The sequence below is a fragment of the Bradyrhizobium sp. 187 genome, from assembly GCF_023101005.1.
GTDB lineage: Bacteria > Pseudomonadota > Alphaproteobacteria > Rhizobiales > Xanthobacteraceae > Bradyrhizobium > Bradyrhizobium canariense_D.
In genome coordinates, this window is the sequence record NZ_CP064693.1 from 2,717,512 (window position 1) to 2,739,667 (window position 22,156).

The following is a 22,156-nucleotide window of genomic DNA, read 5'->3' on the forward strand; positions in this document are numbered from 1 at the left end:
GCTATCGGCCAACGGCGGCCCGCTTCGGAGCGATGTGACGATGAACGGCGATCCTTGCCTGCTATCCGCAACCGTGCTGCGCGGTCTCATCGCGACAAAGCAGATCTCGCCCGTCGAGCTCACCCGCGCGGTGCTCGCCCGCGCCGAAGCGCTCCAGCCTGAGCTGAACTGCTTCATCACGATCTGCGGCGACGAGGCGCTTGCCGCCGCGCGCGAAGCCGAGCGCAAGCTGATGGCGGGCGAGCCGCTCGGCCTGCTGCACGGCATCCCCGCAACCGTCAAGGACATCGTCAACACCAGGGGTGTCACGACCAGTTTCGGCGCCATTCCCTACAAGGATAATGTTCCGAACGAGGATGCCGTCGCGGTTGCAAGGCTGCGTGCGGAAGGCGCCATTCTGATCGGCAAGACCACGACGCCCGAATTCGGCAGCAAATGCCTGACCGACTCGCCGCTGTTCGGCCGCACCCGCAATGCGTGGAGCGCCGAGCGCTCGTCGGGCGGCTCCAGTGGCGGCGCGGCGGTGGCGGTGGCGAGCGGCATCGCGCCGCTTGCGATCGCAACCGATGGCGGCGGCTCGACGCGGATTCCCGCCGCTTGCAACGGCGTGGTCGGGCTGAAGCAGAGCAATGGCGTCATCCCGCATAGCCAGGCGCTGGACGTGTTCGGCAACCAGACCTATGTCACGCCGATGACGCGGTCCGTCCCCGACACCGCGCTGATGATGCAGGCGATGGCCGGCGAGGATTCTTGCGATCCCTGGTCGATCGGCGTTCCCGTGCCCGACTTCATCGGCACGGCCGCCCCGCGTGGCGATCTGCGTGGGCAGAAAATCCTGTATTGCCTGTCGCCACCCGGACGCCCGGTATCTGTCGACGTCGAGGCCGGCTTCAAGGCGAGCCTCGATCGACTTGCGGGCCTAGGTGCCGAGCTCGAGGAGTTTTCGGGCGAGGGGTTCGACATCGAGCCGATCTGGCGCGCCATCAATCACACGGTCTGGCGGACGCGCTTTGCAAAATTCGCGGCCGAGCATGGGGACGCGCTGAGCGAGGCCTTCCTCAGGCAGCTTGCGCTCGCCACCGACTTCAGCGGCGTTGCCTATCAGGAGGCGATGTTCGCGCGCACGGCGCTGTTCCGCCGGGTGCAGTCCCTGCTTGCGCATGGGCATCTGCTGGCGATGCCGACCCTCACCCGCACCGCCCTGCCGATCGATCAGGACCTGTTCGGCACCATCGAGATCGACGGCAAGCAGTTTGACAGCGTCCGGCCGCACTGGTTCCCCTGGACCATGCCGTTCAACATGACCGGACACCCCGCGCTCAGTCTGCCCTGCGGCTTCGGCCGCGACGGCCTGCCGATCGGCTTGCAACTCGTCGGCCGCTTCCGCGCTGATGCGGACTTGCTGCGCGTGAGCGCGCTGTTCGAGGCGTCGCATGACCTCCTGTCCCGCTGGCCCGGCTGAGGTGAGGCACATGCCGCAAGGGACTTGTTTGCAAAGCACTTGCCTCCGATGCCCGGACATGTTGATCGTGCTGCGGATGAGCCCTGAATCCGAGCGCGCATGAGCGTATTTGTCCTCCGACGTGTGCTGACCCTGCTGGCGACGCTGGTCGGCGCGTCCGTGATCATTTTCCTGGTGCTGGATGCGCTTCCGGGCAACGCCGCGCAGATGCTGATGGGCGCCGACGCCTCGCCAGATGCGGTCCGCGCGCTCACCGTCAAGCTCGGGCTCGACCAGCCGCTGGCGGTTCGCTATCTGCATTGGATCAAAGGGCTGCTCGTCGGCGATCTCGGCAACTCCTATGTCTACGGCACACCGGTCGCCAGCCTGATCGTGGAGCGGCTGGTGTTGACCATCCCGCTCGCGATGATGTCCATGCTGATCACGGTGACGCTGGCGCTCTCGGCCGGCATCTACACCGCCGCCAACCACAACAAGCTCGGCGACGTCGGCGTGATGTCGCTGACGCAGATCGGCATCGCGCTGCCGAATTTCTGGTTCGCAATCCTGCTGGTGCTACTGTTCTCGGTACGGCTGCAATGGCTCTCCGCGGGCGGCTTTCCCGGTTGGGAGGACGGCGTCTGGCTCGGCATCAAGTCGCTGCTGCTGCCGGCGGTGTCGCTTGCGGTCGTGCAGGCCGCGATCCTCGCACGCGTCACGCGCTCGGCTGTGCTGGAAGTGCTGCGCGAAGACTTCGTCCGCACGGCGCGCGCGAAGGGCCTCGGCAAGCGCGAGGTACTGTGGAGTCATGTGCTGCGCAACGCCATGATCCCTGTGATGACGGTCATGGGCCTGCAATTCGCCAATCTGCTCGCCGGCACCATCGTGATCGAGAACGTGTTCTATCTGCCGGGGCTCGGCCGCCTGATCTTTCAGTCGATCGCCAACCGCGACCTCATCGTGGTGCGCAACTGCGTGATGCTGCTCGCGACCATGGTGGTCATCGTCAATTTCGTGGTCGACGTGCTCTATGCCTTCGTCGATCCCCGCATCAAGGTCCATGATCTGTGAGCGCGCCGTTGACCACCCTCGTCGACGCGCCGGCCGTAGCGCGCCCTCTGCCGGCCCGGACCTTCTGGCGCCGCGCGCTGCGTCATCGCAGCTTCGTGCTCGGCGGCGCGCTGAGCCTGCTGGTTCTCGCCTCGGCGCTGCTGTCGCTGGTGTGGACGCCCTGGTCGCCCTATGAGATCGACATCGCGTCAAAGCTCCGGCCGCCCTCGGCCGCGCACTGGCTCGGCACCGACGTCTTCGGCCGCGACATCGTTTCGCTGCTGCTCGCCGGCGCCCGCTCCACCATCATGGTCGGCATCATCGCGGTCAGCATCGGCCTCACCTTCGGCGTCTGTCTCGGCCTCATCGCGTCGGCTAGGCGCGGCTGGACCGAAGAGATCATCATGCGCTTCTCCGATTTCACCTTCGCCTTTCCGGCCGTGCTCTCGGCGATCATGCTCGCCGCGGTCGTGGGGCCCGGCATGGTGACCTCGATCGTCGCCATCGGCATCTTCCAGATCCCGACGCTGATCCGGCTGACGCGCGGCTCGGCCAACGCGATCTGGGCGCGCGAATTCGTGCTGGCCGCGCGCGCCGCGGGGAAAGGGCGCTTTCGCATCACCATCGAGCACGTGCTGCCCAACATCATGTCGATTCTGATCGTACAGGCGACGATCCAGTTTGCGCTCGCGATCCTTGCCGAAGCCGCCTTGTCGTATCTCGGTCTCGGCACGCAGCCGCCGCAGCCGTCCTGGGGACGGATGCTGAACGACGCGCAGTCGCTGCTGTTCCAGTCGCCGATGCTCGCCGTCTACCCGGGTGCTGCGATTGCAATCGCGGTGCTCGGCCTCAATCTGCTCGGCGACGGACTGCGCGATCTGCTCGACCCTCGACTGGCGCGGGAGCGATGATGATGAGCGAGCGCTCGTCCATGCCGTTGATCGAGGTTGTCAATCTCGGCGTGCGCCTCAACACCAGCCGCGGGCCGGCGCAGGCCGTGCGCGGCGTCAGCTTTGCGCTGAAGCGCGGCGAGACGCTCGGGCTCGTCGGCGAATCCGGCTGCGGCAAGTCGGTCACCGCGTTGTCGCTGATGGGGCTGCTGCCGGATAGCGCGTCCGTCACCGGCAGCATCAAGCTGGATGGCGGCGAACTCGCTGGTTTGTCGGACGCGGAATATTGTCGGCTGCGCGGCAATCGCATCAGCATGATCTTCCAGGAGCCGATGACCGCGCTCAATCCGATGCACACGATCGGCAACCAGGTCGCCGAGCCGCTGCGGCGTCACAGGAAATTTTCGGCATCGCAGGCGCGGCGAGAGGCGATCGCCTTGCTCGACCGCGTCGGGTTGCCTGATCCGGCCAGGCGCGTCGACGCTTATCCGCACCAGTTTTCCGGCGGCCAGCGTCAGCGCGTCACGATCGCGATGGCGCTCGCCTGCGAGCCCGACCTTCTGATCGCGGACGAGCCGACCACGGCGCTCGACGTCACCATCCAGGGCCAGATCCTCGACCTCATCGCCGATCTCATCGAGGAGCGCGGCATGTCGATGATCCTGATCTCGCACGATCTCGGCGTCATCGCCGAGAACGTGCAGCGCATGATGGTGATGTACGGCGGCACGATCATCGAGAGCGGACCGACCGACGAGGTGTTCCGCCGGATGGGCCATCCCTACACGCAGGGCCTGTTCCGCGCCCGACCGAAACTCGGCGCACGCAAGGGGACGCGGCTGACGACGATATCGGGCACGGTGCCGGAGCTCGCCGATCTGCCTTCCGGTTGCACCTTCGCCGATCGGTGTCCGCTCGTGATCGAGCAGTGCCGGGCTGCGCTTCCAGCAATGGTGGACGTCGGACCGGGCCATTTCGTGCGCTGCATCCGGACGGACGTGTCGATGGCCGAACGCGTCGGAGCGCTGACCGTATGAGCACGGCGCCTCTTCTCGACGTGAAGGATCTCGAGCAGCGCTACACGTTGCCGCGCGAAAGCGTGTTCCGCCCGCCCGGGCAGGTGCGCGCGCTCAACGGTGTCAGCGTGCGGGTCGACGCCGGCAAGAGCCTCGGCATCGTCGGCGAATCCGGCTCCGGGAAGTCGACATTCGCGCGGGTGGTGATGGCGCTGGAGCGGCCGACATCGGGGCAGGTCGCGCTGCTCGGCCGCGACCTCAACCGCATCTCCGCCGACGAGTTGCGCCGCGCCCGCCGCGATTTCCAGATGGTGTTCCAGGATCCCTACGGATCGCTCGACCCGCGCCAGACCATCGCGCGCATCGTCGCCGAACCGCTCACCGTGCTGGAGGGGATTGATCGCACGACGCTACGTGCCCGCGTCTCCGCAGTGCTACGGCAGGTGGGTCTGCGCGATGCCGACATGGAGAAATATCCACACGAGTTCTCCGGCGGCCAGCGCCAGCGCATCGCCATTGCGCGCGCGCTGATCACCCAGCCGAAGCTGATCGTCGCCGACGAGCCGGTCTCCGCGCTCGACGTTTCCGTGCAGGCGCAAGTCTTGAACCTGATGCAGGACCTCCAGGAGCAGTTCGGCCTCAGTTACGTCCTGATCAGCCACGACCTGGCCGTCGTCGACTATCTCTGCGACGAGGTCGCGGTGATGTATCTGGGCCGGATCGTCGAACAGGGCAGGCCTGAGGATTTGTTCGAGCGTTGCGCCCATCCCTATACGCGAGCGCTGCTGGAGGCCGTGCCGCGGGTGCGCGCCGGCGGAGGCCGGCGGCGGCGCGGAGCCCAGGCGATCGCCTCGCAATCGGCGGCCGCGACCGGCTGCCCCTATGTCTCGCGGTGCGCGCTAGCCGACCAGCATTGCCGCGAGGTTCTGCCTGAGCTACGCAAGGTGGGCGAGACGCATCTGGCCGCTTGCCACAAGGCGGAAGCCGTGATGGCGTTGCCGCAATTGCCCGTGGAAGGTTAGCGTCCGCGGCAGGATTGGCGTAGGCTTGAGACAAGACAAGGCCGGGGAGTTACGCATGTTCAGGAAACTATCGATCGTCGCATTCGCCGCCGCACTTGCCGCTGCTCCGTTGCCGGTGCTGGCTCAGAGCAAGAAGGACAGCGTCGTCATGGCGATGGCGCTGGAACCGCCGGGGCTCGATCCCACCAACGCCGCCGCCGCCGCGATCGCCGAGGTCACGCTCTACAACATCTATGAGACCCTGACCAAGATCAACGAGGACGGCACCACCTCGCCCCTGCTGGCGGAGAGCTGGACTGCATCGCCCGATCTGAAGACCTATACGTTCAAGCTGCGCAAGGGCGTCAAGTTCCACAACGGCGAGCCGTTTGACTCCGCAGCCGTGAAGTTCTCGTTCGAGCGCAACGCGGTCCCCACCAGCACCAACAAGGACAAGAGCCTGTTCCAGAGCTTCGAGAAGGTCGATGCGCCCGACGCCGACACGGTCGTGATCAGCCTGAAAAATTCCGAGCCGAACCTGCCGTTCCTGCTGGGGCAGGCGAGCGGCTCGATCGTCGAGCCGAAGAGCGCTGCCACCAATATCACGCAGCCGGTCGGGACCGGGCCCTATCAGCTGGGCGCCTGGGCCAAGGGCTCCTCGATGACCCTGACCAAATGGGCTGACTATCGCAACGCCGCCGCGATCAAGCTCGCGAAGGTGACGATCCGCTTCATCTCCGATCCGTCCGCACAGACGGCGGCGCTGCTGTCGGGCGACGTCGACGCGTTTCCCCGGGTGTCGGCCCAGCGCACCATCGCGCAGTTCAAGGCGGATCCGCGCTTCAACGTTATGGTCGGCGGCTCCAGGGCCAAGACCATCGTCGGTATCAACCATCGCAAAAAGCCGCTCGACGATGTTCGCGTGCGCCGTGCCATCCTCGCCGCGATCGATCGCAAGGCGATGATCGACGGTGCGGTCGACGGTTTCGGCACGCCGATCGGAAGCTTCTACGTGCCGGGCGCGCTCGGCTATGTCGACACGACAGGCATCAACCCCTACGATCCCGAGAAGGCCAAGAAGCTGCTAGCCGAAGCCGGCGTTACCACCCCGCTCGAGCTGTCGTTGAAGCTGCCGCCGCCGTCCTATGCGCGCCAGGGCGGCGAGGTCCTCGCGGCCCAGCTTGCCAAGGTCGGCATCATCGCCAAGATCGAGAACGTCGAATGGGCGCAATGGCTGTCGCAGGTGTTCGCCGGCAATGGTCCGCATAATTTCGACCTCACCATCGTCAGCCATGTCGAGCCGTTCGATCTCGTCAAGATCACCGAGCCGGACTACTATCTCGGCTACAACAACGACGCCTTCAACGCGCTCTACAAGCAGATCGTGTCGACGCCGGATGAAGCCGCCCGTGCCAAGCTTCTCGGCGACGCCCAGCGCATGCTGGCCACCGATGCAGTCTCGGGCTATTTGTACCAGCCGCAGCTGATCACCATCACCAACAAGAAGCTGAAGGGCGTCTGGAAGGACGTACCCCAATACGAGAACGATTTCTCGACATGGGCGTGGGAGTAGGGCGCGCATGTCGATTGCGCGATGTCGGTGACGATCTCTCCCAACGGAAGAGATCGTCACGAGACCGGTCCAAACAAAAAACCTGAAGAACAACCCCATGCACAGTAGCCGAGGGTAGTGATTTCAATGACTTGCGCGCGACGCGATTGATGAGTTGCGCGTCGCGCGATGCCGTTGACGCGTCGGGCAAAACACTGGCATGATGGCATCATCGAAGAAGGCCGCGCCCGCTTGGTTTGATTGGGTCGCTCGATTGCTCCCCCGACTTTGAACGTTCGGAACCCTCATGCGTTAGCTCGGCGCAGGATGGCCGCAGGCCGTGCGATCCGGCGCGAGGGTATGCGGAGTTCGGTTCTTGCTCAAACTATACAGGTGGCCATCCGACGACTGGCAGAAGATCGGCGCGGAGATGCCCTCCGAGATCATCTGGGCTGATCTATTGGACGCAACCGCGGAGGAAAAGCAGTTCGTCGAACGATTGCTCGGGATACGCGTTCCGTCCGAGGATTCGCTCAGCGAGATCGAAGCGTCGAGCCGCCTGATCCTCGACAACGGCACGCTCTATCTCAGCTCGCCGGCGGTCCGGCTCAACGAGAACAACGAGGCCGAGATCACGCCGGTGGGATTCGTCATCGGACCGCACGTGCTGGTGACGGTGCGTTTCGCGCAGCTGCCGATCTTCGAGGACATCGGCAAGCGCATCGGTTCCGATGACAGCCTGGAGAACGGCATGTGCGTGTTCACCAGCCTGATCGAGGCCATGGTCGACCGCGGCGCCGATGTCCTTGAGCATCTCGGCGCGAAGGTCGACAGGCTCTCGCGGGACGTCTTCAAGGGCGGGCTCGTTCGCAGCAAGCGGCCGGTCCGCTCCAGCCGGCGGATGCGCGAGGCGCTGGAAAACATCGGCGAGTTGGCGGATCGGCTGGCCAAGGCGCGCGATGTCCTGCTTGGCGTTGGCCACATCGCTTCATTCGCCGGCGATGTCGGGGGTGAATGGATCACCGCCGCGTCGAAGAAGCGGCTCGAAGCCGTCTCCAAGGATGTCGCTTCGCTCGGCGATTACGAGACGCGATTGTCGGACAAGATCCAGCTTCTGCTCGATGCCGTGCTCGGCTTCATCAACATCCAGCAGAACGAGCTGTTCAAGATCTTGACGATCGTCTCGGTCGTCGGCGTGCCGCCCACGATTCTGGTCGGCATCTGGGGCATGAACTTCAAGCACATGCCGGAGCTGGACTGGACCTTCGGCTATCCGCTGGCGTGGCTCGCCATCATTGCCAGCGGCGTGCTGCCGCTGATCTGGTTCAAGCGGCGCGGCTGGTTCGAATGAAGCCGCGGCGCACCGTTCGAAATCGATGCGCCGCTTCTTGTGTCAGGCGACTTCGGCGGCGAATTTGCCGATCCAGTCGCGGGCAAGCGTCAAATCGGCCTGCGATAATTGATGGCCCGCCGGCAGGACCTTGTGACCGACCTGCGCGCCCGCTTCGGAAAGCAGTGATGCGAGCCGGGCCGAATTGCTCGCCGGCACGATCGGATCAGCCTGCCCGGACAACAGCAGGATCGGCTTGCCTGCGAGGTTGACCTTGGGCGGATCCGACAGCGGCACCATGGCGCGGAGCAGGATCGCACCAGCAAGCGCGTCCGGCTTCAGCAACAACAGCGCGGCTGCGATGTTGGCGCCGTTGGAGAAGCCGACCGCGACCGGCGCGGCGAGGCCATATCGCTGTCGCGCTTCCGCAACGAAGTCGCCGAGCTCAAGGGCGCGGCGGCGCACGTCGTCCTCGTCGAACACGCCCTCAGTGAGGCGGCGGAAGAAGCGCGGCATGCCGTGTTCGAGCACGCGGCCGCGCGGCGATAGCAGGGCCGAGCCGGGCGAGATCATCTTGCCGAGCCCGAGCAGGTCGTTCTCGTCGCCGCCGGTGCCGTGCAGCAGCAGGAGAGGAGGAGAGCCCGCGTCACGCGCGGGCTCGAAACGATGGATGAATGAACTCTCGGTCACGACACCCTCTCTTCCAGGTTCGGCAACACGCCCTCGATCTGCTTGCGCTGTGCTTCGAGGAAGCTCGGCAGCTTCAGGTCGTGTCCCAGCGTTGCCACGGGCTCGTCGACGGCGAAGCCTGGGATGTCGGTCGCGATCTCGAACAGCACGCCGCCGGGCTCGCGGAAGTAGATCGAGCGGAAGTAGTTGCGGTCGCGCTGTTCGGTCGGGTGCAGGCCGTGATTGCTCACGAGCCTTTGCGCCATCTTGCCCTGCTCGGCGTCATCGGCCGCGCGGAAGGCGATGTGATGCACGGAGCCGCCACCTTGGTGTCCGCGCAGGAAGCCCTTGGCTTCGTAGATGTCGACGACGCTGCCTTCGGCATCGCCCGGTGCCTTGAAGCGGATCACCGAGCCTTCGCGCGCCGTCTCCTTGAAGCCGAACACGTCGGTGAGGACGGCAGCCGTTTTTGCCGCGCTGTCGAGCAGCAAGGTCACGCCATGGAAGCCGCGGATCGCATGCTCGGCCGGCACCTCGCCATTGCTCCAGCCGGGCTCGCTCTCGGCGCCGGGGATACCGACGAGCGCGAGCGCCATGCCATCAGGGTCTGTGAACGGCAGCACGGACTCGCCAAAACGCTTCTCCAGCGCCTCATAAGCGATGCCCTTCTCGACGAAGCGTTGCGTCCAATAGCCGAGCGAGCTTTGCGGCACGCGGAAGGCGGTCTGGTGCGTCTCACCGACGCCGCGGCGCCCGGCCGGCACGCCGGCCCAAGGAAAGAACGTCAGGATGGTGCCGGGGCGGCCGGTCTCGTCGCCATAATAGAAGTGATAGGTGCCGGGATCGTCGAAATTGACCGTCTTCTTGACGAAGCGCAGACCGAGATCACGGGTGTAAAAGCCGAAATTCCTGATGGGGTCGCCCGCGATCGCGGTCACATGGTGCAGTCCAGACATTGTCGGTCCTCCAAAGCTCGGGGAGCGGTCTTGCTCTGCAGGGAAATATCGTTCCGCTTTGGATTGGAGACAATCCATGCAAATATGACGGCTATGTCTACGATTTGGAAACAATCGCCGGCGCCAGCCCGTGGATAAGGTCGCCAGCCTGCGAGCCTTCGTAAAGGTGGTCGAAAGCGGCAGTTTTGCCGAGGCGGGCCGGCAGTTGCGGCTGTCACGCTCGGCGATCAGCAAATACATCGCTGACCTCGAAGAAAGCCTCGGCGTGCAGCTCCTGAACCGGACCACGCGCCATGCGAGCCCGACCGAGAACGGCCAGCGCTATTTCGAGCGCGCGGTCGTGATCCTGTCGGAGATCGAGGCGGCCGACCAGGCCGTGGTGCAAGCGCAATCGGCGCCGCGCGGCCTGTTGCGCGTCAACGCGCCGATGTCGTTCGGCACCCTGCGGCTCGGGCCGGTGCTTGCCGATTTCATGGCGCGATATCCGGAGCTGCAGCTCCAGCTCGTGCTCAGCGACGACCTGCTCGATCCCGCGCAGGACGGTTTTGACGTGACCTTGCGCATCGCGGAATTGGAATCGTCGAGTTTGATCGCGCGAAAGATCATCCCGGTGGCGCGCATGATCTGCGCTTCGCCCGATTATCTGGCGCGTCACGGCACCCCAAAACATCCGCAGGATCTGCGCGAACATGTCTCGCTGACCTACGGCTTCCTGCTCACTGGCAATCAGTGGAAGCTCACCGGCACCGACGGCGATCATTGGATCCAGCCGGCCTGGTCGCTCTGCGTCAACAATGCCGAGGTGCTGCGCGATGTCGCGATCAAGGGCAGGGGGCTCGCGCTGCTCCCGGAGTTCATCGCCGCCGACGCCTTGAGGACAGGCGAACTGCGAACGGTGCTGGACGATTATTCTGCGCCGCCGCTTGCGCTCTATGCGGTGTATCCGCCGACCCGACATCTGTCGGTGAAAGTGCGGCTGTTCATTGATTTCCTGGTCGAGCGCTTTGGCCGGGAGGGCGAGGCGTCAACCCGATCACAATGACCCGCGCGGAAGGGCTGAGCCGAGATATGTCGGCTCCGCGCGGCTCGCTGCTCTATTTTTTGGTATCGAGGAATTGGCGTATCGCCTTCACGGTCGCCGCCGGTTGCTCTTCCATCAGCCAATGACCGGCGTCCGGAATGACCAATTCGGTGACGTCAGTCGCGGCGTTTCGCATCACGACGGCCTCTGTCGCACCGAAGGATTTTTCGCCCCCGACAGCCAGCACGGGAATGGTCAACTTGGTCGCGATCGCCTTCTTGTTGTCCTCGGCGTCGGTTCGGATCGACTTGAACTGGGCGAACGCAGCACGCATGGCGCCCGGCCGCGCATAGAGCGCTGCGTAATGACGGCGTGTTGCGTCCGCGATCCTGGAAGGCGTCCCCGCGAAGTCATTCCAGAAGCGGTCGAGGTAGATGCGCTCGCGGCCCTTGACCAGCCGCTCCATGTCCGGGCCTCCGAGATCAAAATGCCAAAGCTGCGGGCTGCGAACCACCTCGTCCCATGGCGGCACCCCAGGCACCGGGGCATCCATCACGATCAGCTTCTCGGCCAGGTCGCGATAACGGGCCGCGTAGGCATAGGCCACCATGGTTCCGATGTCGTGGCCGACGACGACGGCCTTTTCGATGCCGAGCGCTGCGAGAACGGCCCGCATGTCGGCAGCCTGGGTCCATTTGTCGTAGCCATTGTCGGGCTTGCTCGAGAGGCCCATACCGCGAAGATCGGGCACGACAACGGTGTGGTCGCGCGCGATATCAGCGGCGAGCTTGACCCACATGTCGCCGGTATCACCAAAACCGTGGATCAGGATCACGACAGGCCCCTGACCGCCGACGCGAACATGAATCTGCGTGCCGTTGGCCGCGATGGTTTTGGTCTTGAAGCCGGACGGAAACTGTTCGACCTCGGCGCGCGCGGCAGGGGCGAGCAGCATGAGAAGAATGGCGAGACATCTTGCGCGCACCGGCGCCTCAGATCATCTTGTATTTCAGTCCAGTGACTGAACGCTGTTAGGCCGGCCGGAGCAGATCGTCCAGCGCGCTCATCGAGGCCTCTCGAAGCGCGGCGAGTTCGCGGGCGGCTCTCTCGCATTCGGGCCGGGACATCGTGACTGCCGCCAGCTCGACCTCACGGCAGAATTCGAAAAGGCGGACGAGGCCGAGCGCACTCGCGCCGCTGCCGAGCTGGTGCGCGCAGCGCGCGAGCTGCGCGGGATCGTCAGTCGCCGCAGCCTTGGCAATCTCCTCGACCAGCTTTTCGCTCGTCAGTTCCAGCAGGTCGTGGAGTTTTGCGATCTGCGCCGCGCCCAGCAGCTCCTTCTGGTCATCAAGGAAATGCCGGTCGATCAATGCGCCTGCGGCGAGTTGCGGCGCGGCCGGCTGGTTCTGGGCATCGTCCTCGATCGCCTCGCGCAGCGCATTGATCAGGATCGGCTTGCTGACGATCCTGGCAATGCCTGCCCCCGCGAGCCGCTCGCGGGCGCGGCCCGACATGTCCGCGGTTACCGCGATGATGCGCGGCATGGTCGGCAGACCGAGCTTGCGGATCCGCGATGCCGCCTCGACGCCGTCCATGTCGGGCATGTGCAGATCCATCAGGATGATGTCGAACGCCTGATCGCGGGGGAGCGCGACGGCCGACGCGCCGTTCGTGGCGATGGTGGCGTGGTGGCCGAGCCTCTTCAACATCGCTTCACCGACCTCGCAATTGACGGGGTCGTCGTCGACCAGCAGCACGCGAAGCTGCCGCGATGGCGGCTGAACCGCGCCTTGCGCGATGTCGGTGGTGGCGAGGCCAAGCGGTACCTCAAGCATGAAGGAGCTGCCCGTACCCGGCGTGCTCGCCACCGTCAGCTCGCCGCGCATCAGGCGGGTGAGGCGCCGCGCGATCGCCAGTCCAAGGCCGGTGCCGCCGAACCGCCGCGCGATACTGTCGTCAGCCTGGACGAAATCCTCGAAAATCCGCTCGTGCATGTCGGGCGCGATGCCGATGCCGGTATCGCGCACGGTGATGCGCAGCAGGACATGATCGTCATGTCTCTCGGCGGCCGCGCTCAAGCCGATGCCGCCGCGCGGGGTGAACTTGATCGCGTTGCCGATCAGATTGAGCAGGATGCGATTGAGCCGCACCGGATCGCCGTGCATGGAGGTATTGACCGTCGCATCGCAGGCGAGATCGAAAGTCAGGCCCTTGTCAGAGGCCTGCGGACGCATCAGATCGGCGGCCGTCTCGATGAGCTGGTCGAGGCGGAAATCGCGGGTCTCCAGAGTCTCGGCGCTGGCCTCCAGGCGCGCATATTCGAGGATGCCGTCGACCAGCGCGATCAGCGTTTCGCCCGACGCGGCCGCGGTCGTGAGGTGGCGCCGCTGCGCTTCGCCGAGACTGCCGTCGTCGAGCAGTTGCAGCACGCCCATGACGCCGTTCAGCGGCGTGCGCAGCTCGTGGCTGACGACCGCGAGAAAGCGCGATTTGGTCTCGTTGGCCGCAACCGCCGCGCTGCGCGCACGCTCGGCGGCATCGTGCTCGGCAAGGGCCTGGTCGCGGGTCTTTTCCAGTTCGGAGGTGCGCTCGATCACCTTGCGCTCGAGCGTCGCATAGGATTCGCGCAAGTGAGCGGCCATCCGGTTGAATTGATCGCCGAGCGCCTCCAGCTCGTCGCCGGTCTTGATCGCGAGCCGCAGGCTGAGGTCGCCGCTGCCGATCCGCCGCGCGCCCTGCGTCAGGATCTGGATCGGCACGGTCATGCGCCGGCTCAGAAAGAGAGAGACCAGCACCGCACATGCCAGCAGGATGACCAGGAGAAAAGTCGAGCGCCCGATCGACGCATAGATCGGCGCATAGGCCTCGGTGAGCGGCAGCTCGACGAACACCAGCCAGCCCAACGAGGGGACCGTCGCATAGGTCGACAGCACGCGTTGACCGGACAGATCCTCCTTGACCAGGCCGCCGGAGGGCGGCCCGATGCCATCGAGCGCGGCTCGGACGTCGGGATGGCCGGAGAGATCGCTGCGGCGCAGCGCCCGCCACAAATCGGGATGCGCGATCAGGATACCCATGCGATCGACCACATAGGCCTTGCCGGTGTTGCCGACCCTGATTCCGGCGACGAGGTCCCAGATGAAGCGAAGATTGACCTCGGCGACAATCACATCCGGCGCCAGGCCCGTTCCGCGCGTGGCGAGTGTCATGAACGGCTCGGTGTCGCCGAGGAAGTAGACCGGCCCGTAATATGCGCGGCTTTCGTTGGCGCCGCGGAAGGCCTGCGAGGCGGAGAGGTCGGTCTTGCTGCCGATCCTGTCCGCGACACGGCGCGACACGCGCACCTGCTCGCGGCCTTGGGCGTCGAGCTCGGCGATGTCCGCAATCGCAGGCGAGAGGCGCAGGAGGCGGATGGCGTTCAGGCGCTGGTCCTCGTTCGTGGACAGCTCCGGGGGCAGGCGCGAGAGCCATCTGATCTGGTTTTCGATCTGGCCAATGAACTGGCCGATCTGGACGGCGGCGCTTGCTGCCTGCTCGCGCTGGGTCGCCGCCAGGAGTTGCTTCTGCTCGCGATAGGAGAACCAGACGTCGAAGCCGGTGTTGATGGCGAGCGCGGCAAAAGCGAGCGCGACGATCGAGTAGAGGTATTTGCGGAACAGCCGGCCGGGAGGTGGCCGCAAATCTCCCTGATCGATCGTCTCGTTCACTCGCGAATCTCGTCGGCGCGCGCGAGCAGTGTGAATGGTATCGTCAAATCCAGCGTGCGAGCGACCGTGCGGTTGATCAGGAGCTCGTATTTTCGCGGCGATTGCACCGGCAGATCTCCGGCCTTGGTGCCGCGCAGGATGAGATCGACATAGTCGGCCGAGCGCACTTCGAGCGTCGGCCCGTAGCTCATCAGCCCGCCCGCATCCATGAAATAATAGAACGGGTAAATCGCAGGGACGCGATATTTGGCCGCCGCCGCCACCGCCGCCTGCCGGTGGACCACCAGGAAGCTGTCGACCAGCGCAATCATTGCCGCCTTGGGGGGAGCGGAAAAGGGCCTGACGGCTTCGTCGATCTCCGTTGGCGCGCTGACGGGGGCGGGGATCACGGACACGCCGGCCAGTGCTGCCTCTTGCTCGATGGAATCGAGGAAGAAACGGCCGCCGCGAGGAGTGGTCGCCGGGTTGTACAGGATACCGACGCGCGCAAGATCCGGCACGGCCTCCCGGATGAGCTGAAGCCATTTGCCGCCCATCTCGGCGCTGCTGTTGGTGAAGCCGGTCACGTTGCCGCCGGGATGGGCGAGGCTTTCGACGAAGCCGTTGCCGACGGGATCGTTGGCCGTCGCGAACACGATCGGAATGGTTTTGGTGGCTTCCAGGACTGCTGCGGTTTCTATCGTCGAGCCGGTCAGGATCACATCCGGCTTGAGCGCCAGCAATTCCTGAACCGCGGTTTTCACTCTATCCGGCGCGCCGAAGGTCGAACGGAGCTCAAGGCGGAAATTGACGCCTTCGACCCAGCCTCGCTGCCTCAAGCCCACGATGAGGCCACCCAGGCGGGAGGTCGGGCTATCGATCATGCTCCTTTTGGTCAGTTCGTCGTCGAGCGGCAATGCCGTCAGCGATCCCACGACCCGTACGCGATCAGATGTTGCGCCGAGCGCCAGCCACCCCGCGGCGGTCGTGCTGGCAAGGCGAATGAACCCGCGGCGATCGACCGCGAGAGCGGAAGGCCGTTCGGTCATGACATTCTTTGCATGGTGGCTAGCCCCAGGCGCATGCTTAGCGCGAACGGCCGGCATCCACAATTGACGAAAAAATGCGTTTGTGACTGCTCATTCGCAGCGTCTGACAGCCCGATACCGTATTCCTACGCCGGCAGCCGCTCGCAAGACGGAAGATGGATCTCCGGCGCGGCCTGCTTAGCGCCGCAACGTGAACTCATCCGCGCCGCGGCGCTGCTCCCACTTCGCCTGTTCCAGCTCGGGCCGGTCGCATTCGACTTCCGGATAGCCGATACAGAGATAGGCGATGAATTTCCAGGTGTCGGGCACGTCGAGAATGGCGTGGATGCGATCCGGATGGAGGATCGATACCCAGCCAAGCCCGATGCCCTCGGCGCGCGCGGCGAGCCACATCGCGGTGATCGCCGCGACCACGGAATATTCCGTCGTCTCCGGCATCGTCGCGCGGCCGAGGCCGTGACCGGTGTCGCTGGCCTTGTCCGCGAATACGGCGAGGTGGCCCGGGGCCTGTTCGAGACCCGAGAGTTTCAGCGTGGCATAGCGTGCTGCGCGCTCACCGGCATAGGAATTCAGCGCGTCCGCGTTGCACGCTTTGAAGTCGTCGATCACGGCGCGACGCCGTGCGGCGTCATCGACGATGACGAAGCGCCAGGGCTGGCTGAGGCCGACCGAGGGTGAGAGACAGGCCGTCTCGATCAGGCGATCGATGGCGCCGTCCGGCAACGGATCGGCGCGAAAGCGGCGCACGTCGCGGCGCCACACGAACAGCTCGCGCAAGTGCTGGCGGAAGGTGTCGTCGAATTCGACCATTGCGTCACCCTCCGATCTGGAAAGCTGCGGCAACCAGCAGGATCAGAATCTCGCCGGTCTGCTCGAACGCGCCGAGGATGTCGCCGGTCTGCCCGCCGATCTGGCGGATGGCAAGTCGCGCCAGCATCAGGCCGGAGAGAGCGAGCAGGATCAGGCTCACCAGCGCCTTGCCCGGCCCAAGCGCGAGCACGAGCGCGAGGATTCCAACAGCGAATGCGATTGCAACGCTGCGGCCCGGCGGTGATCCCGCACTCGCCGACAGGCCGTCAGGTCGCGCAGGCGCGACCTGCGACATGAAGGCCGGCAAGCCCGCGCGGGCCGCAGTGTGCGCAGCGCACAGTGCGAGCGCGACGGCCCACGGATTGGCGATCGTCGCGAGCGCGCTCCAGCGCAGGCCGAACGACAGGATCAGCGCGCAGACGCCATAGGTGCCGATCCGGCTGTCGCGCATGATCTCGAGCTTGCGCTCGCGGGTGCGGCCGCCGCCGAGCCCGTCGGCGGTATCGGCAAGGCCGTCCTCGTGCAGCGCGCCGGTGACGAGGGCGGTCGCGGCCAGCGCGAGCAGGGCGGCAAGGTTCGGCGACAGACCCAACAGGCTCGCGACCTTGTAGACCAAGGCGCCGGCAAGGCCGACCAGCACTCCCGCGACTGGAAGAGCCCAGGTCGCGCGTGCGACGGCGCCGTCAGCTGCGGGCTTCGACAATGCGATGGGGAGGATTGTCACGAACGATGCCGCCATCCTGAGATCGGCGATGACGTCTCGCAAAAATTGGTCGCGCGGCATCATTTCAGTTTCATCGGTAGGCCGGCGACGACGAACTCGGCCTCGTCCGCAACGGCCGCGATGGCCTGGTTCATGAAGCCGGCGGCGTCGCGGAAGCTCCGCGCCAGCGCATTGTCGGGCACAATGCCGAGGCCGACTTCGTTGGTGACGAAGACGACAGGGCTCTTCTGGCCGCGCAGGAAGAGGGCGAGCTTCATGACTTCGTGATCCCAGTTGCGCTGCGCATGCATCATGTTGGAGAGCCACAGGGTCAGGCAGTCCACCAGCCTAGCGCCGCCGCCATCGGTTTCGATCAGCGCCTGCAGAAGATCGAGCGGTACCTCCCGCTCGATCCAATCGGTTGAGCGTCGTCTGCGATGCTTTTCGATGCGTGCTTCCATTTCCGCATCGAGCGCCTCGGCCGTCGCGATATAGACGGGGCGGCCCGGAAAGCTGCGTGCGCGTTTTTCCGCATGGGCGCTCTTGCCCGATCGCGCTCCGCCCGTGATCAAGATGACGGCCATAAAAATCTCCTGTCGGCCAGCACTAATCACCAAACGAGGCCAAAAACAAAGCCGAAATCCGCCAATCGGGGGCTTGCGCTCCGGCCGTCGTTTGCGCAACAGGGGCGGGACAGGAGGCGGGTGTGGGTTTTGCGGGTGCGATGGCGGTGGCGATGGTGGTGGATGCCCTGTTGGGCTGGCCGTCGTGGTTGTTCGCGCGGATCGGCCATCCCGTCACCTGGCTGGGCGGGCTGATCTCTGCCATCGACACCTCGTGGAATCGACCGTCCGATCCGCCGGCATTTCGCCGCGCCGCGGGTCTTGCCGGAGCACTCGTCGTGATCGCGCTCGCTGTCGCGCTCGGCTGGGTGCTGCAGTCTCTGCTTCCCTTGGGATTGATCCAGCTCGTGCTGGTCGGGGTTCTGGCCTGGCCGCTGATCGCCTTGCGCTCGTTGCACGACCACGTTGTTGCCGTCGCAAATCCCACGCGGGCCGGTGATATCGCCGCCGCACGCGAGGCGGTCTCGCGCATCGTCGGCCGCGATCCCGCCGCGCTTGACGAGGCCGGGATCGCGCGCGCTGCGATCGAGAGCCTCGCCGAGAATGCGTCCGACGGCATCGTCGCACCGGTGTTCTGGGGCGCGCTGTTCGGTCTGCCCGGCATTTTGGGCTACAAGGCGATCAACACGCTGGACTCCATGATCGGCCATCGCTCTGAACGCCACGAAGCCTTCGGCTGGGCCGCGGCGCGCATCGACGATGTCGCCAATTTCATTCCGGCGCGGCTGACCGGACTTCTGTTCGTGCTGCTGGCGCCACGGCGATCAGAGGCGCTGTCGTGCATGACGCGGGATGCACGCCGTCACCGTTCGCCCAATGCCGGCTGGCCGGAAGCGGCCATGGCGGGCGCGCTTAGTGTGCGGCTCAGCGGTCCGCGGATCTATCACGGCAGCATCACGAACGAGCCATGGCTGAATGAAGCTGCGCGCGATCCGCTTGCCGCCGACATCGATCGAGGCTTGACGGTTTACCGCCGCACCATGCTGCTGCTCGCCGGCATCCTTGCGATCTTGGCCTTCGCGTGAAAGAACAGCGCATGCGCGAGCACGGTGGAAATCTCGATCAGGCCCAGCAGCGCTTCGGCGGTCGCGCGGAGGACTGGATCGATCTGTCGACCGGTATCAACCGCCTGCCTTATCCCGTGGGCGAGGTGAGTTCGCGCGCGTGGAGCGCGTTGCCGTCGCGCGCCGAGATCGAGGCGCTGCATCAAGCGGCGCGGCACGCTTACCGCACGAGCGCGGCGGTTGTCGCGCTCGGCGGCGCACAGGCGGCGATTCAACTGCTGCCGCAACTTGCGCCACCCGGCCGCGCGCGCATCCTCGCCCCGACCTACAACGAATATGCCGGGGTCCTCTCGGCCGCGGGCTGGGAGGTCCAGGAGGTCGGGGACTTCGACGCATTGGCGGGCGCGGACCTCGCCATAGTCGTCAATCCCAACAATCCCGACGGCCGATGCCACCCACCAAGGGATTTGCTGACGCTGCTGCCGCGCGTCGGTCGTCTCGTCGTCGACGAGAGTTTCGCCGATGTAGCCCCGCAGCTATCGCTTGCATCCGGGGACCGGCCGGGGCTGCTGATCCTGCGCTCCTTCGGAAAGTTCTATGGCCTTGCCGGCCTGCGGCTAGGCTTCGCGCTCGGCAATTCGTCCGACATCGCCAGGGTCGCGGCGATATCGGGACCTTGGCCGGTCTCGGGAGCGGCGATCGCGATCGGCTGTCGCGCTCTGCGTGACGATGCCTGGGCCGAGGCCACGTCCGCGCGGCTCGCGCGAGACTGCGTTCGCCTCGACGGCATGGTGCAGTCGCAAGGCTGGACGCTCGTCGGCGGGACGCAGCTGTTTCGTCTCTACGAGACGCCTGACGCGCCTGCCGCGCAGGAGAAGCTGGCGCGTCGCCATATCTGGTCTCGCGTGTTCGCGCGAGAGCCGACATGGCTGCGCCTCGGGCTTCCGGGCAGCGAATCCGAATGGACCCGCCTGGCCGAGACTCTAGCGCGCTAGGGCGAGCAGGCCGTCGACATCGAGATGGGCTTCGATGTGATCGGCGAGCGCATCGAGCGCGCTCTCGACCCTTGCGTGATAGGGCTCGTCGCCGGCGGGAATGTCGAGCTTCGCCAAAAAGGCCTTGCGGAAATCATCCGACGTGAACAGGCCGTGCAGATAGCTGCCCTGCACGCGTCCGTCGCGCGAGATCGCGCCTTCCGGTTCGCCATTCAGCCTTGCGAATGGCCGCGCGCGATCCGGCCCATCAGTGCGGCCGATGTGGATTTCATAAGCCTCGATCGGCTGATTGGTGGCGGCATGCAGCGCTGCGACGCGTGTCAACGTCTTCTCCGAGCTCATCACCGTTTCCACATCCAGAAGTCCGAGACCCGGTGTGTCGCCGGCGGGGCCCTCGATCCCCTCGGGATCAGCGACGCTGCGTCCGAGCATCTGATAGCCGCCGCAGAGGCCGAGCACATGGCCGCCTCTGCGGTACTGCGCCAGGAGATCGATGTCCCAGCCCTGCGCGCGCAGAAAGGCGAGGTCGCCGCGGGTGGATTTCGAGCCGGGAATGATGACGAGGCGCACGTCGCCGGGAATGGCCTCGCCCGGCCGCACCATCACGAGATCGACGCCGGGCTCGAGCTTGAGCGGATCGAGATCGTCGAAATTGGCGATTCGCGACAGCGCGAGACAGGCGATCTTGCATTGACCCGGTTTGCGCGCATCGCTCAGGCCCAGCGCATCCTCGGCCGGCAGCTCGCCGGCGCGCGCGAACCAGGGCAGCACGCCGAGGCCGCGCCATGCGGTCTTTTCTTCGATCAGTCTGTAGCCGTCATCGAACAATGTGGGATCGCCGCGGAACTTGTTGATGACAAATCCCTGGATCATCGCGGCATCGTCCGGGTCGATCACCGTCTTGATGCCGACGAGTTGCGCGATGACCCCGCCGCGGTCGATGTCGCCAACCAGCACGACCGGCACATCGGCCTTGCGCGCAAAACCCATATTGGCGATGTCGGCCTTGCGCAGGTTCACTTCGGCCGGGCTGCCGGCACCCTCCACCAGAACGAGATCGGCGCGCGCCTTCAGCCGCTCGAAGCTCTCCAGCACGGCGCCCATCAATGACGGTTTCATCGCCGCATATTCACGCGCACGCGCGGTCGCGATGCGTTTTCCTTGCACGATCACCTGCGCGCCGACATCGGTCTCGGGCTTGAGCAGCACCGGGTTCATGTCGGTGTGCGGCTCGACGCCGGCGGCGAGCGCCTGGAGTGCCTGGGCGCGGCCGATCTCGCCGCCGTCAACGGTGACGGCTGCATTGTTCGACATGTTCTGCGGCTTGAACGGGACCACGCGCAGGCCGCGTCGCACAAAGGCGCGTGCGAGGCCGGCAACGATGAGCGACTTGCCCACGTCCGAGCCGGCTCCCTGGATCATCAATGCGCGCGCCATCGCGAGTTTCTTAGAACTCGACGCCGGCTTGCGCCTTGATGCCCGAGCGGAAGGGATGCTTGACCAGCGTCATCTCGGTGACGAGATCGGCGATCTCGATCAGCTCGTCCTTGGCGTTGCGGCCGGTGAGCACGACATGCGTCATCGGCGGCTTCTGCGTCGTGAGGAATTCGACGACCTCCGCGATGTCAAGATAGTCGTAGCGCAGCGCGATGTTGATCTCGTCGAGCACGACCATGCGGAGATTCTGGTCGAGGATCAGCTCCTTGGCCTTCTCCCAGCCGGCGCGCGCGGCGGCGATGTCGCGGGCGCGGTCCTGCGTCTCCCAGGTAAAACCCTCGCCCATGGCGTGGAATTGGCATAGGTCGCCGAAATGGCCGGTCAGCATGCGGCGCTCGCCGGTGTCCCAGGCGCCCTTGATGAACTGCACGACCGCGCAGGGGAAGCCATGGGCGACGCAGCGGACGATCATGCCGAAGGCCGAAGAGGACTTGCCCTTGCCGGCCCCGGTGTGGACGATGATCAGGCCCTTTTCGCCGCTCTTGGTCGCCATGATCTTGTCGCGGGCGACCTTCTTCTTCGCCATTTTCGAGGCGTGGCGGGCGTCGGTTTCGTCGGCCGTCTGGGTATCCGGTTCGGGCGTCATCGGACGGGGTCCTTCGGCTTGACAAGAGGCGGTCGGGGGCAAATGGTGGCCCGGCGTTGGTTCCTGTCCTACGACAGGCGAAGAGGGAATGCGATAGGGTCCGAATCGGCAAGATTTGGTTCCAAAATGCAGCCGCCCCCGCGACCGTGACCGGAGAGATGCCCGAAGCCACTGATCCCCTGGGGATCGGGAAGGCGGGGATCGAAGGGGAAACCCTGCTCCGCAAGCCGGGAGACCTGCCAACGCGGACGATTTTGGACCGGCGGACGGGGTGTTC

20 protein-coding genes and 1 riboswitch are annotated in these 22,156 nt (G+C 65.5%); of the genes, 10 read left to right on the plus strand and 10 right to left on the minus strand.

The window, feature by feature from the left end; all coding sequences use genetic code 11:
- The first annotated feature begins 40 nt into the window (after positions 1–40).
- The 7 genes from IVB19_RS12795 (at position 41) to IVB19_RS12825 (ending at position 8,301) form a co-directional block, all read left to right on the plus strand.
- The gene (locus tag IVB19_RS12795; protein ID WP_026233627.1) at positions 41–1,462 is read left to right on the plus strand and encodes an amidase; all 1,422 of its coding nucleotides are present in this window, start codon (positions 41–43) and stop codon (positions 1,460–1,462) included.
- A gap of 99 nt (positions 1,463–1,561) precedes the next feature.
- Positions 1,562–2,512: an ABC transporter permease gene (locus IVB19_RS12800; protein ID WP_026233628.1), complete on the plus strand. Its 951-nt coding sequence runs from the start codon at positions 1,562–1,564 to the stop codon at positions 2,510–2,512.
- Positions 2,509–3,402: an ABC transporter permease gene (locus IVB19_RS12805; RefSeq protein ID WP_018458640.1), complete on the plus strand. Its 894-nt coding sequence runs from the start codon at positions 2,509–2,511 to the stop codon at positions 3,400–3,402. Before IVB19_RS12800 ends, IVB19_RS12805 begins: the two co-directional genes overlap by 4 nt.
- Positions 3,403–3,404: 2 nt before the next feature.
- Positions 3,405–4,418 (plus strand): ABC transporter ATP-binding protein, encoded by a 1,014-nt coding sequence (locus IVB19_RS12810; protein ID WP_247393840.1) that lies wholly within the window; start codon positions 3,405–3,407, stop codon positions 4,416–4,418.
- Positions 4,415–5,419 (plus strand): ABC transporter ATP-binding protein, encoded by a 1,005-nt coding sequence (locus IVB19_RS12815; protein ID WP_018458642.1) that lies wholly within the window; start codon positions 4,415–4,417, stop codon positions 5,417–5,419. The genes IVB19_RS12810 and IVB19_RS12815 overlap by 4 nt, the downstream gene beginning before the upstream one ends.
- Positions 5,420–5,474: 55 nt before the next feature.
- Positions 5,475–6,971: an ABC transporter substrate-binding protein gene (locus IVB19_RS12820; RefSeq protein ID WP_247394413.1), complete on the plus strand. Its 1,497-nt coding sequence runs from the start codon at positions 5,475–5,477 to the stop codon at positions 6,969–6,971.
- A gap of 355 nt (positions 6,972–7,326) precedes the next feature.
- Entirely contained in the window at positions 7,327–8,301 is a 975-nt protein-coding gene (locus tag IVB19_RS12825; RefSeq protein WP_247821441.1) for a magnesium transporter CorA family protein, read from the plus strand.
- 42 nt (positions 8,302–8,343) lie between these two features.
- On the opposite strand, the gene IVB19_RS12830 is transcribed toward IVB19_RS12825, so the two are convergent.
- The gene (locus IVB19_RS12830) at positions 8,344–8,970 is read right to left on the minus strand and encodes an alpha/beta hydrolase (protein WP_018458645.1); all 627 of its coding nucleotides are present in this window, start codon (positions 8,968–8,970) and stop codon (positions 8,344–8,346) included.
- Positions 8,967–9,905: a ring-cleaving dioxygenase gene (locus IVB19_RS12835; RefSeq protein ID WP_018458646.1), complete on the minus strand. Its 939-nt coding sequence runs from the start codon at positions 9,903–9,905 to the stop codon at positions 8,967–8,969. The genes IVB19_RS12830 and IVB19_RS12835 overlap by 4 nt, the downstream gene beginning before the upstream one ends.
- Before the next feature lie 130 nt (positions 9,906–10,035).
- Here IVB19_RS12835 and IVB19_RS12840 point away from each other — a divergent pair, with 130 nt between their 5' ends.
- Positions 10,036–10,947 carry a LysR family transcriptional regulator gene (locus IVB19_RS12840; RefSeq protein WP_247404407.1) on the plus strand — a complete coding sequence of 304 codons (912 nt, stop codon included), beginning with the start codon at positions 10,036–10,038 and terminating at the stop codon, positions 10,945–10,947.
- A 52-nt stretch (positions 10,948–10,999) separates the two neighbouring features.
- On the opposite strand, the gene IVB19_RS12845 is transcribed toward IVB19_RS12840, so the two are convergent.
- The 6 genes from IVB19_RS12845 to cobU all read right to left on the minus strand — a co-directional run bounded on the left by IVB19_RS12845 (position 11,000) and on the right by cobU (position 17,758).
- On the minus strand, positions 11,000–11,881 hold the full coding sequence (locus tag IVB19_RS12845) for an alpha/beta fold hydrolase (protein WP_247821442.1): 882 nt from the start codon (positions 11,879–11,881) through the stop codon (positions 11,000–11,002).
- Positions 11,882–11,957: 76 nt separating this feature from the next.
- Positions 11,958–14,633: a hybrid sensor histidine kinase/response regulator gene (locus tag IVB19_RS12850; RefSeq protein WP_247404402.1), complete on the minus strand. Its 2,676-nt coding sequence runs from the start codon at positions 14,631–14,633 to the stop codon at positions 11,958–11,960.
- Positions 14,630–15,661 carry an ABC transporter substrate-binding protein gene (locus IVB19_RS12855; protein WP_247821443.1) on the minus strand — a complete coding sequence of 344 codons (1,032 nt, stop codon included), beginning with the start codon at positions 15,659–15,661 and terminating at the stop codon, positions 14,630–14,632. The genes IVB19_RS12850 and IVB19_RS12855 overlap by 4 nt, the downstream gene beginning before the upstream one ends.
- Positions 15,662–15,838: 177 nt before the next feature.
- Positions 15,839–16,471: a 5,6-dimethylbenzimidazole synthase gene (gene bluB, locus IVB19_RS12860; protein WP_247370815.1), complete on the minus strand. Its 633-nt coding sequence runs from the start codon at positions 16,469–16,471 to the stop codon at positions 15,839–15,841.
- Positions 16,472–16,475: 4 nt separating this feature from the next.
- Positions 16,476–17,258, minus strand: coding sequence for an adenosylcobinamide-GDP ribazoletransferase (cobS, locus tag IVB19_RS12865; protein ID WP_247404394.1), 783 nt, complete (start codon positions 17,256–17,258; stop codon positions 16,476–16,478).
- The gene (cobU, locus tag IVB19_RS12870; RefSeq protein ID WP_247371102.1) at positions 17,255–17,758 is read right to left on the minus strand and encodes a bifunctional adenosylcobinamide kinase/adenosylcobinamide-phosphate guanylyltransferase; all 504 of its coding nucleotides are present in this window, start codon (positions 17,756–17,758) and stop codon (positions 17,255–17,257) included. Before cobU ends, cobS begins: the two co-directional genes overlap by 4 nt.
- A 122-nt stretch (positions 17,759–17,880) precedes the next feature.
- Here cobU and cbiB point away from each other — a divergent pair, with 122 nt between their 5' ends.
- Together cbiB and cobD are read left to right on the plus strand one after the other, a co-directional pair.
- Positions 17,881–18,822 (plus strand): adenosylcobinamide-phosphate synthase CbiB, encoded by a 942-nt coding sequence (cbiB, locus tag IVB19_RS12875; protein WP_247404391.1) that lies wholly within the window; start codon positions 17,881–17,883, stop codon positions 18,820–18,822.
- A gap of 11 nt (positions 18,823–18,833) precedes the next feature.
- Complete coding sequence (gene cobD / locus IVB19_RS12880; protein ID WP_162496361.1) at positions 18,834–19,796, plus strand: threonine-phosphate decarboxylase CobD; 963 nt, start codon at positions 18,834–18,836, stop codon at positions 19,794–19,796.
- On the opposite strand, the gene IVB19_RS12885 is transcribed toward cobD, so the two are convergent.
- Positions 19,785–21,233 (minus strand): cobyric acid synthase, encoded by a 1,449-nt coding sequence (locus tag IVB19_RS12885; RefSeq protein WP_247370807.1) that lies wholly within the window; start codon positions 21,231–21,233, stop codon positions 19,785–19,787. The two genes, cobD and IVB19_RS12885, sit on opposite strands and share 12 nt — an antisense overlap.
- Positions 21,234–21,243: 10 nt before the next feature.
- Complete coding sequence (cobO, locus tag IVB19_RS12890; protein WP_247338640.1) at positions 21,244–21,879, minus strand: cob(I)yrinic acid a,c-diamide adenosyltransferase; 636 nt, start codon at positions 21,877–21,879, stop codon at positions 21,244–21,246.
- A gap of 40 nt (positions 21,880–21,919) precedes the next feature.
- Positions 21,920–22,137, plus strand: a riboswitch (cobalamin riboswitch).
- Positions 22,138–22,156 lie beyond the last annotated feature (19 nt).

Excerpts from the sequence above, each read along its gene's own strand:
- IVB19_RS12795 (WP_026233627.1), top strand. The coding sequence starts at position 41 with ATGAACGGCGATCCTTGCCTGCTATCCGCAACCGTGCTGCGCGGTCTC.
- IVB19_RS12800 (WP_026233628.1), top strand. The coding sequence starts at position 1,562 with ATGAGCGTATTTGTCCTCCGACGTGTGCTGACCCTGCTGGCGACGCTG.
- IVB19_RS12810 (WP_247393840.1), top strand. The coding sequence starts at position 3,405 with ATGAGCGAGCGCTCGTCCATGCCGTTGATCGAGGTTGTCAATCTCGGC.
- IVB19_RS12815 (WP_018458642.1), top strand. The coding sequence starts at position 4,415 with ATGAGCACGGCGCCTCTTCTCGACGTGAAGGATCTCGAGCAGCGCTAC.
- IVB19_RS12820 (WP_247394413.1), top strand. The coding sequence starts at position 5,475 with ATGTTCAGGAAACTATCGATCGTCGCATTCGCCGCCGCACTTGCCGCT.
- IVB19_RS12835 (WP_018458646.1), bottom strand. The coding sequence starts at position 9,905 with ATGTCTGGACTGCACCATGTGACCGCGATCGCGGGCGACCCCATCAGG.
- IVB19_RS12845 (WP_247821442.1), bottom strand. The coding sequence starts at position 11,881 with ATGCTGCTCGCCCCTGCCGCGCGCGCCGAGGTCGAACAGTTTCCGTCC.
- IVB19_RS12855 (WP_247821443.1), bottom strand. The coding sequence starts at position 15,661 with ATGACCGAACGGCCTTCCGCTCTCGCGGTCGATCGCCGCGGGTTCATT.
- bluB (WP_247370815.1), bottom strand. The coding sequence starts at position 16,471 with ATGGTCGAATTCGACGACACCTTCCGCCAGCACTTGCGCGAGCTGTTC.
- cobS (WP_247404394.1), bottom strand. The coding sequence starts at position 17,258 with ATGATGCCGCGCGACCAATTTTTGCGAGACGTCATCGCCGATCTCAGG.
- cobU (WP_247371102.1), bottom strand. The coding sequence starts at position 17,758 with ATGGCCGTCATCTTGATCACGGGCGGAGCGCGATCGGGCAAGAGCGCC.
- cobD (WP_162496361.1), top strand. The coding sequence starts at position 18,834 with ATGCGCGAGCACGGTGGAAATCTCGATCAGGCCCAGCAGCGCTTCGGC.
- IVB19_RS12885 (WP_247370807.1), bottom strand. The coding sequence starts at position 21,233 with ATGGCGCGCGCATTGATGATCCAGGGAGCCGGCTCGGACGTGGGCAAG.
- cobO (WP_247338640.1), bottom strand. The coding sequence starts at position 21,879 with ATGACGCCCGAACCGGATACCCAGACGGCCGACGAAACCGACGCCCGC.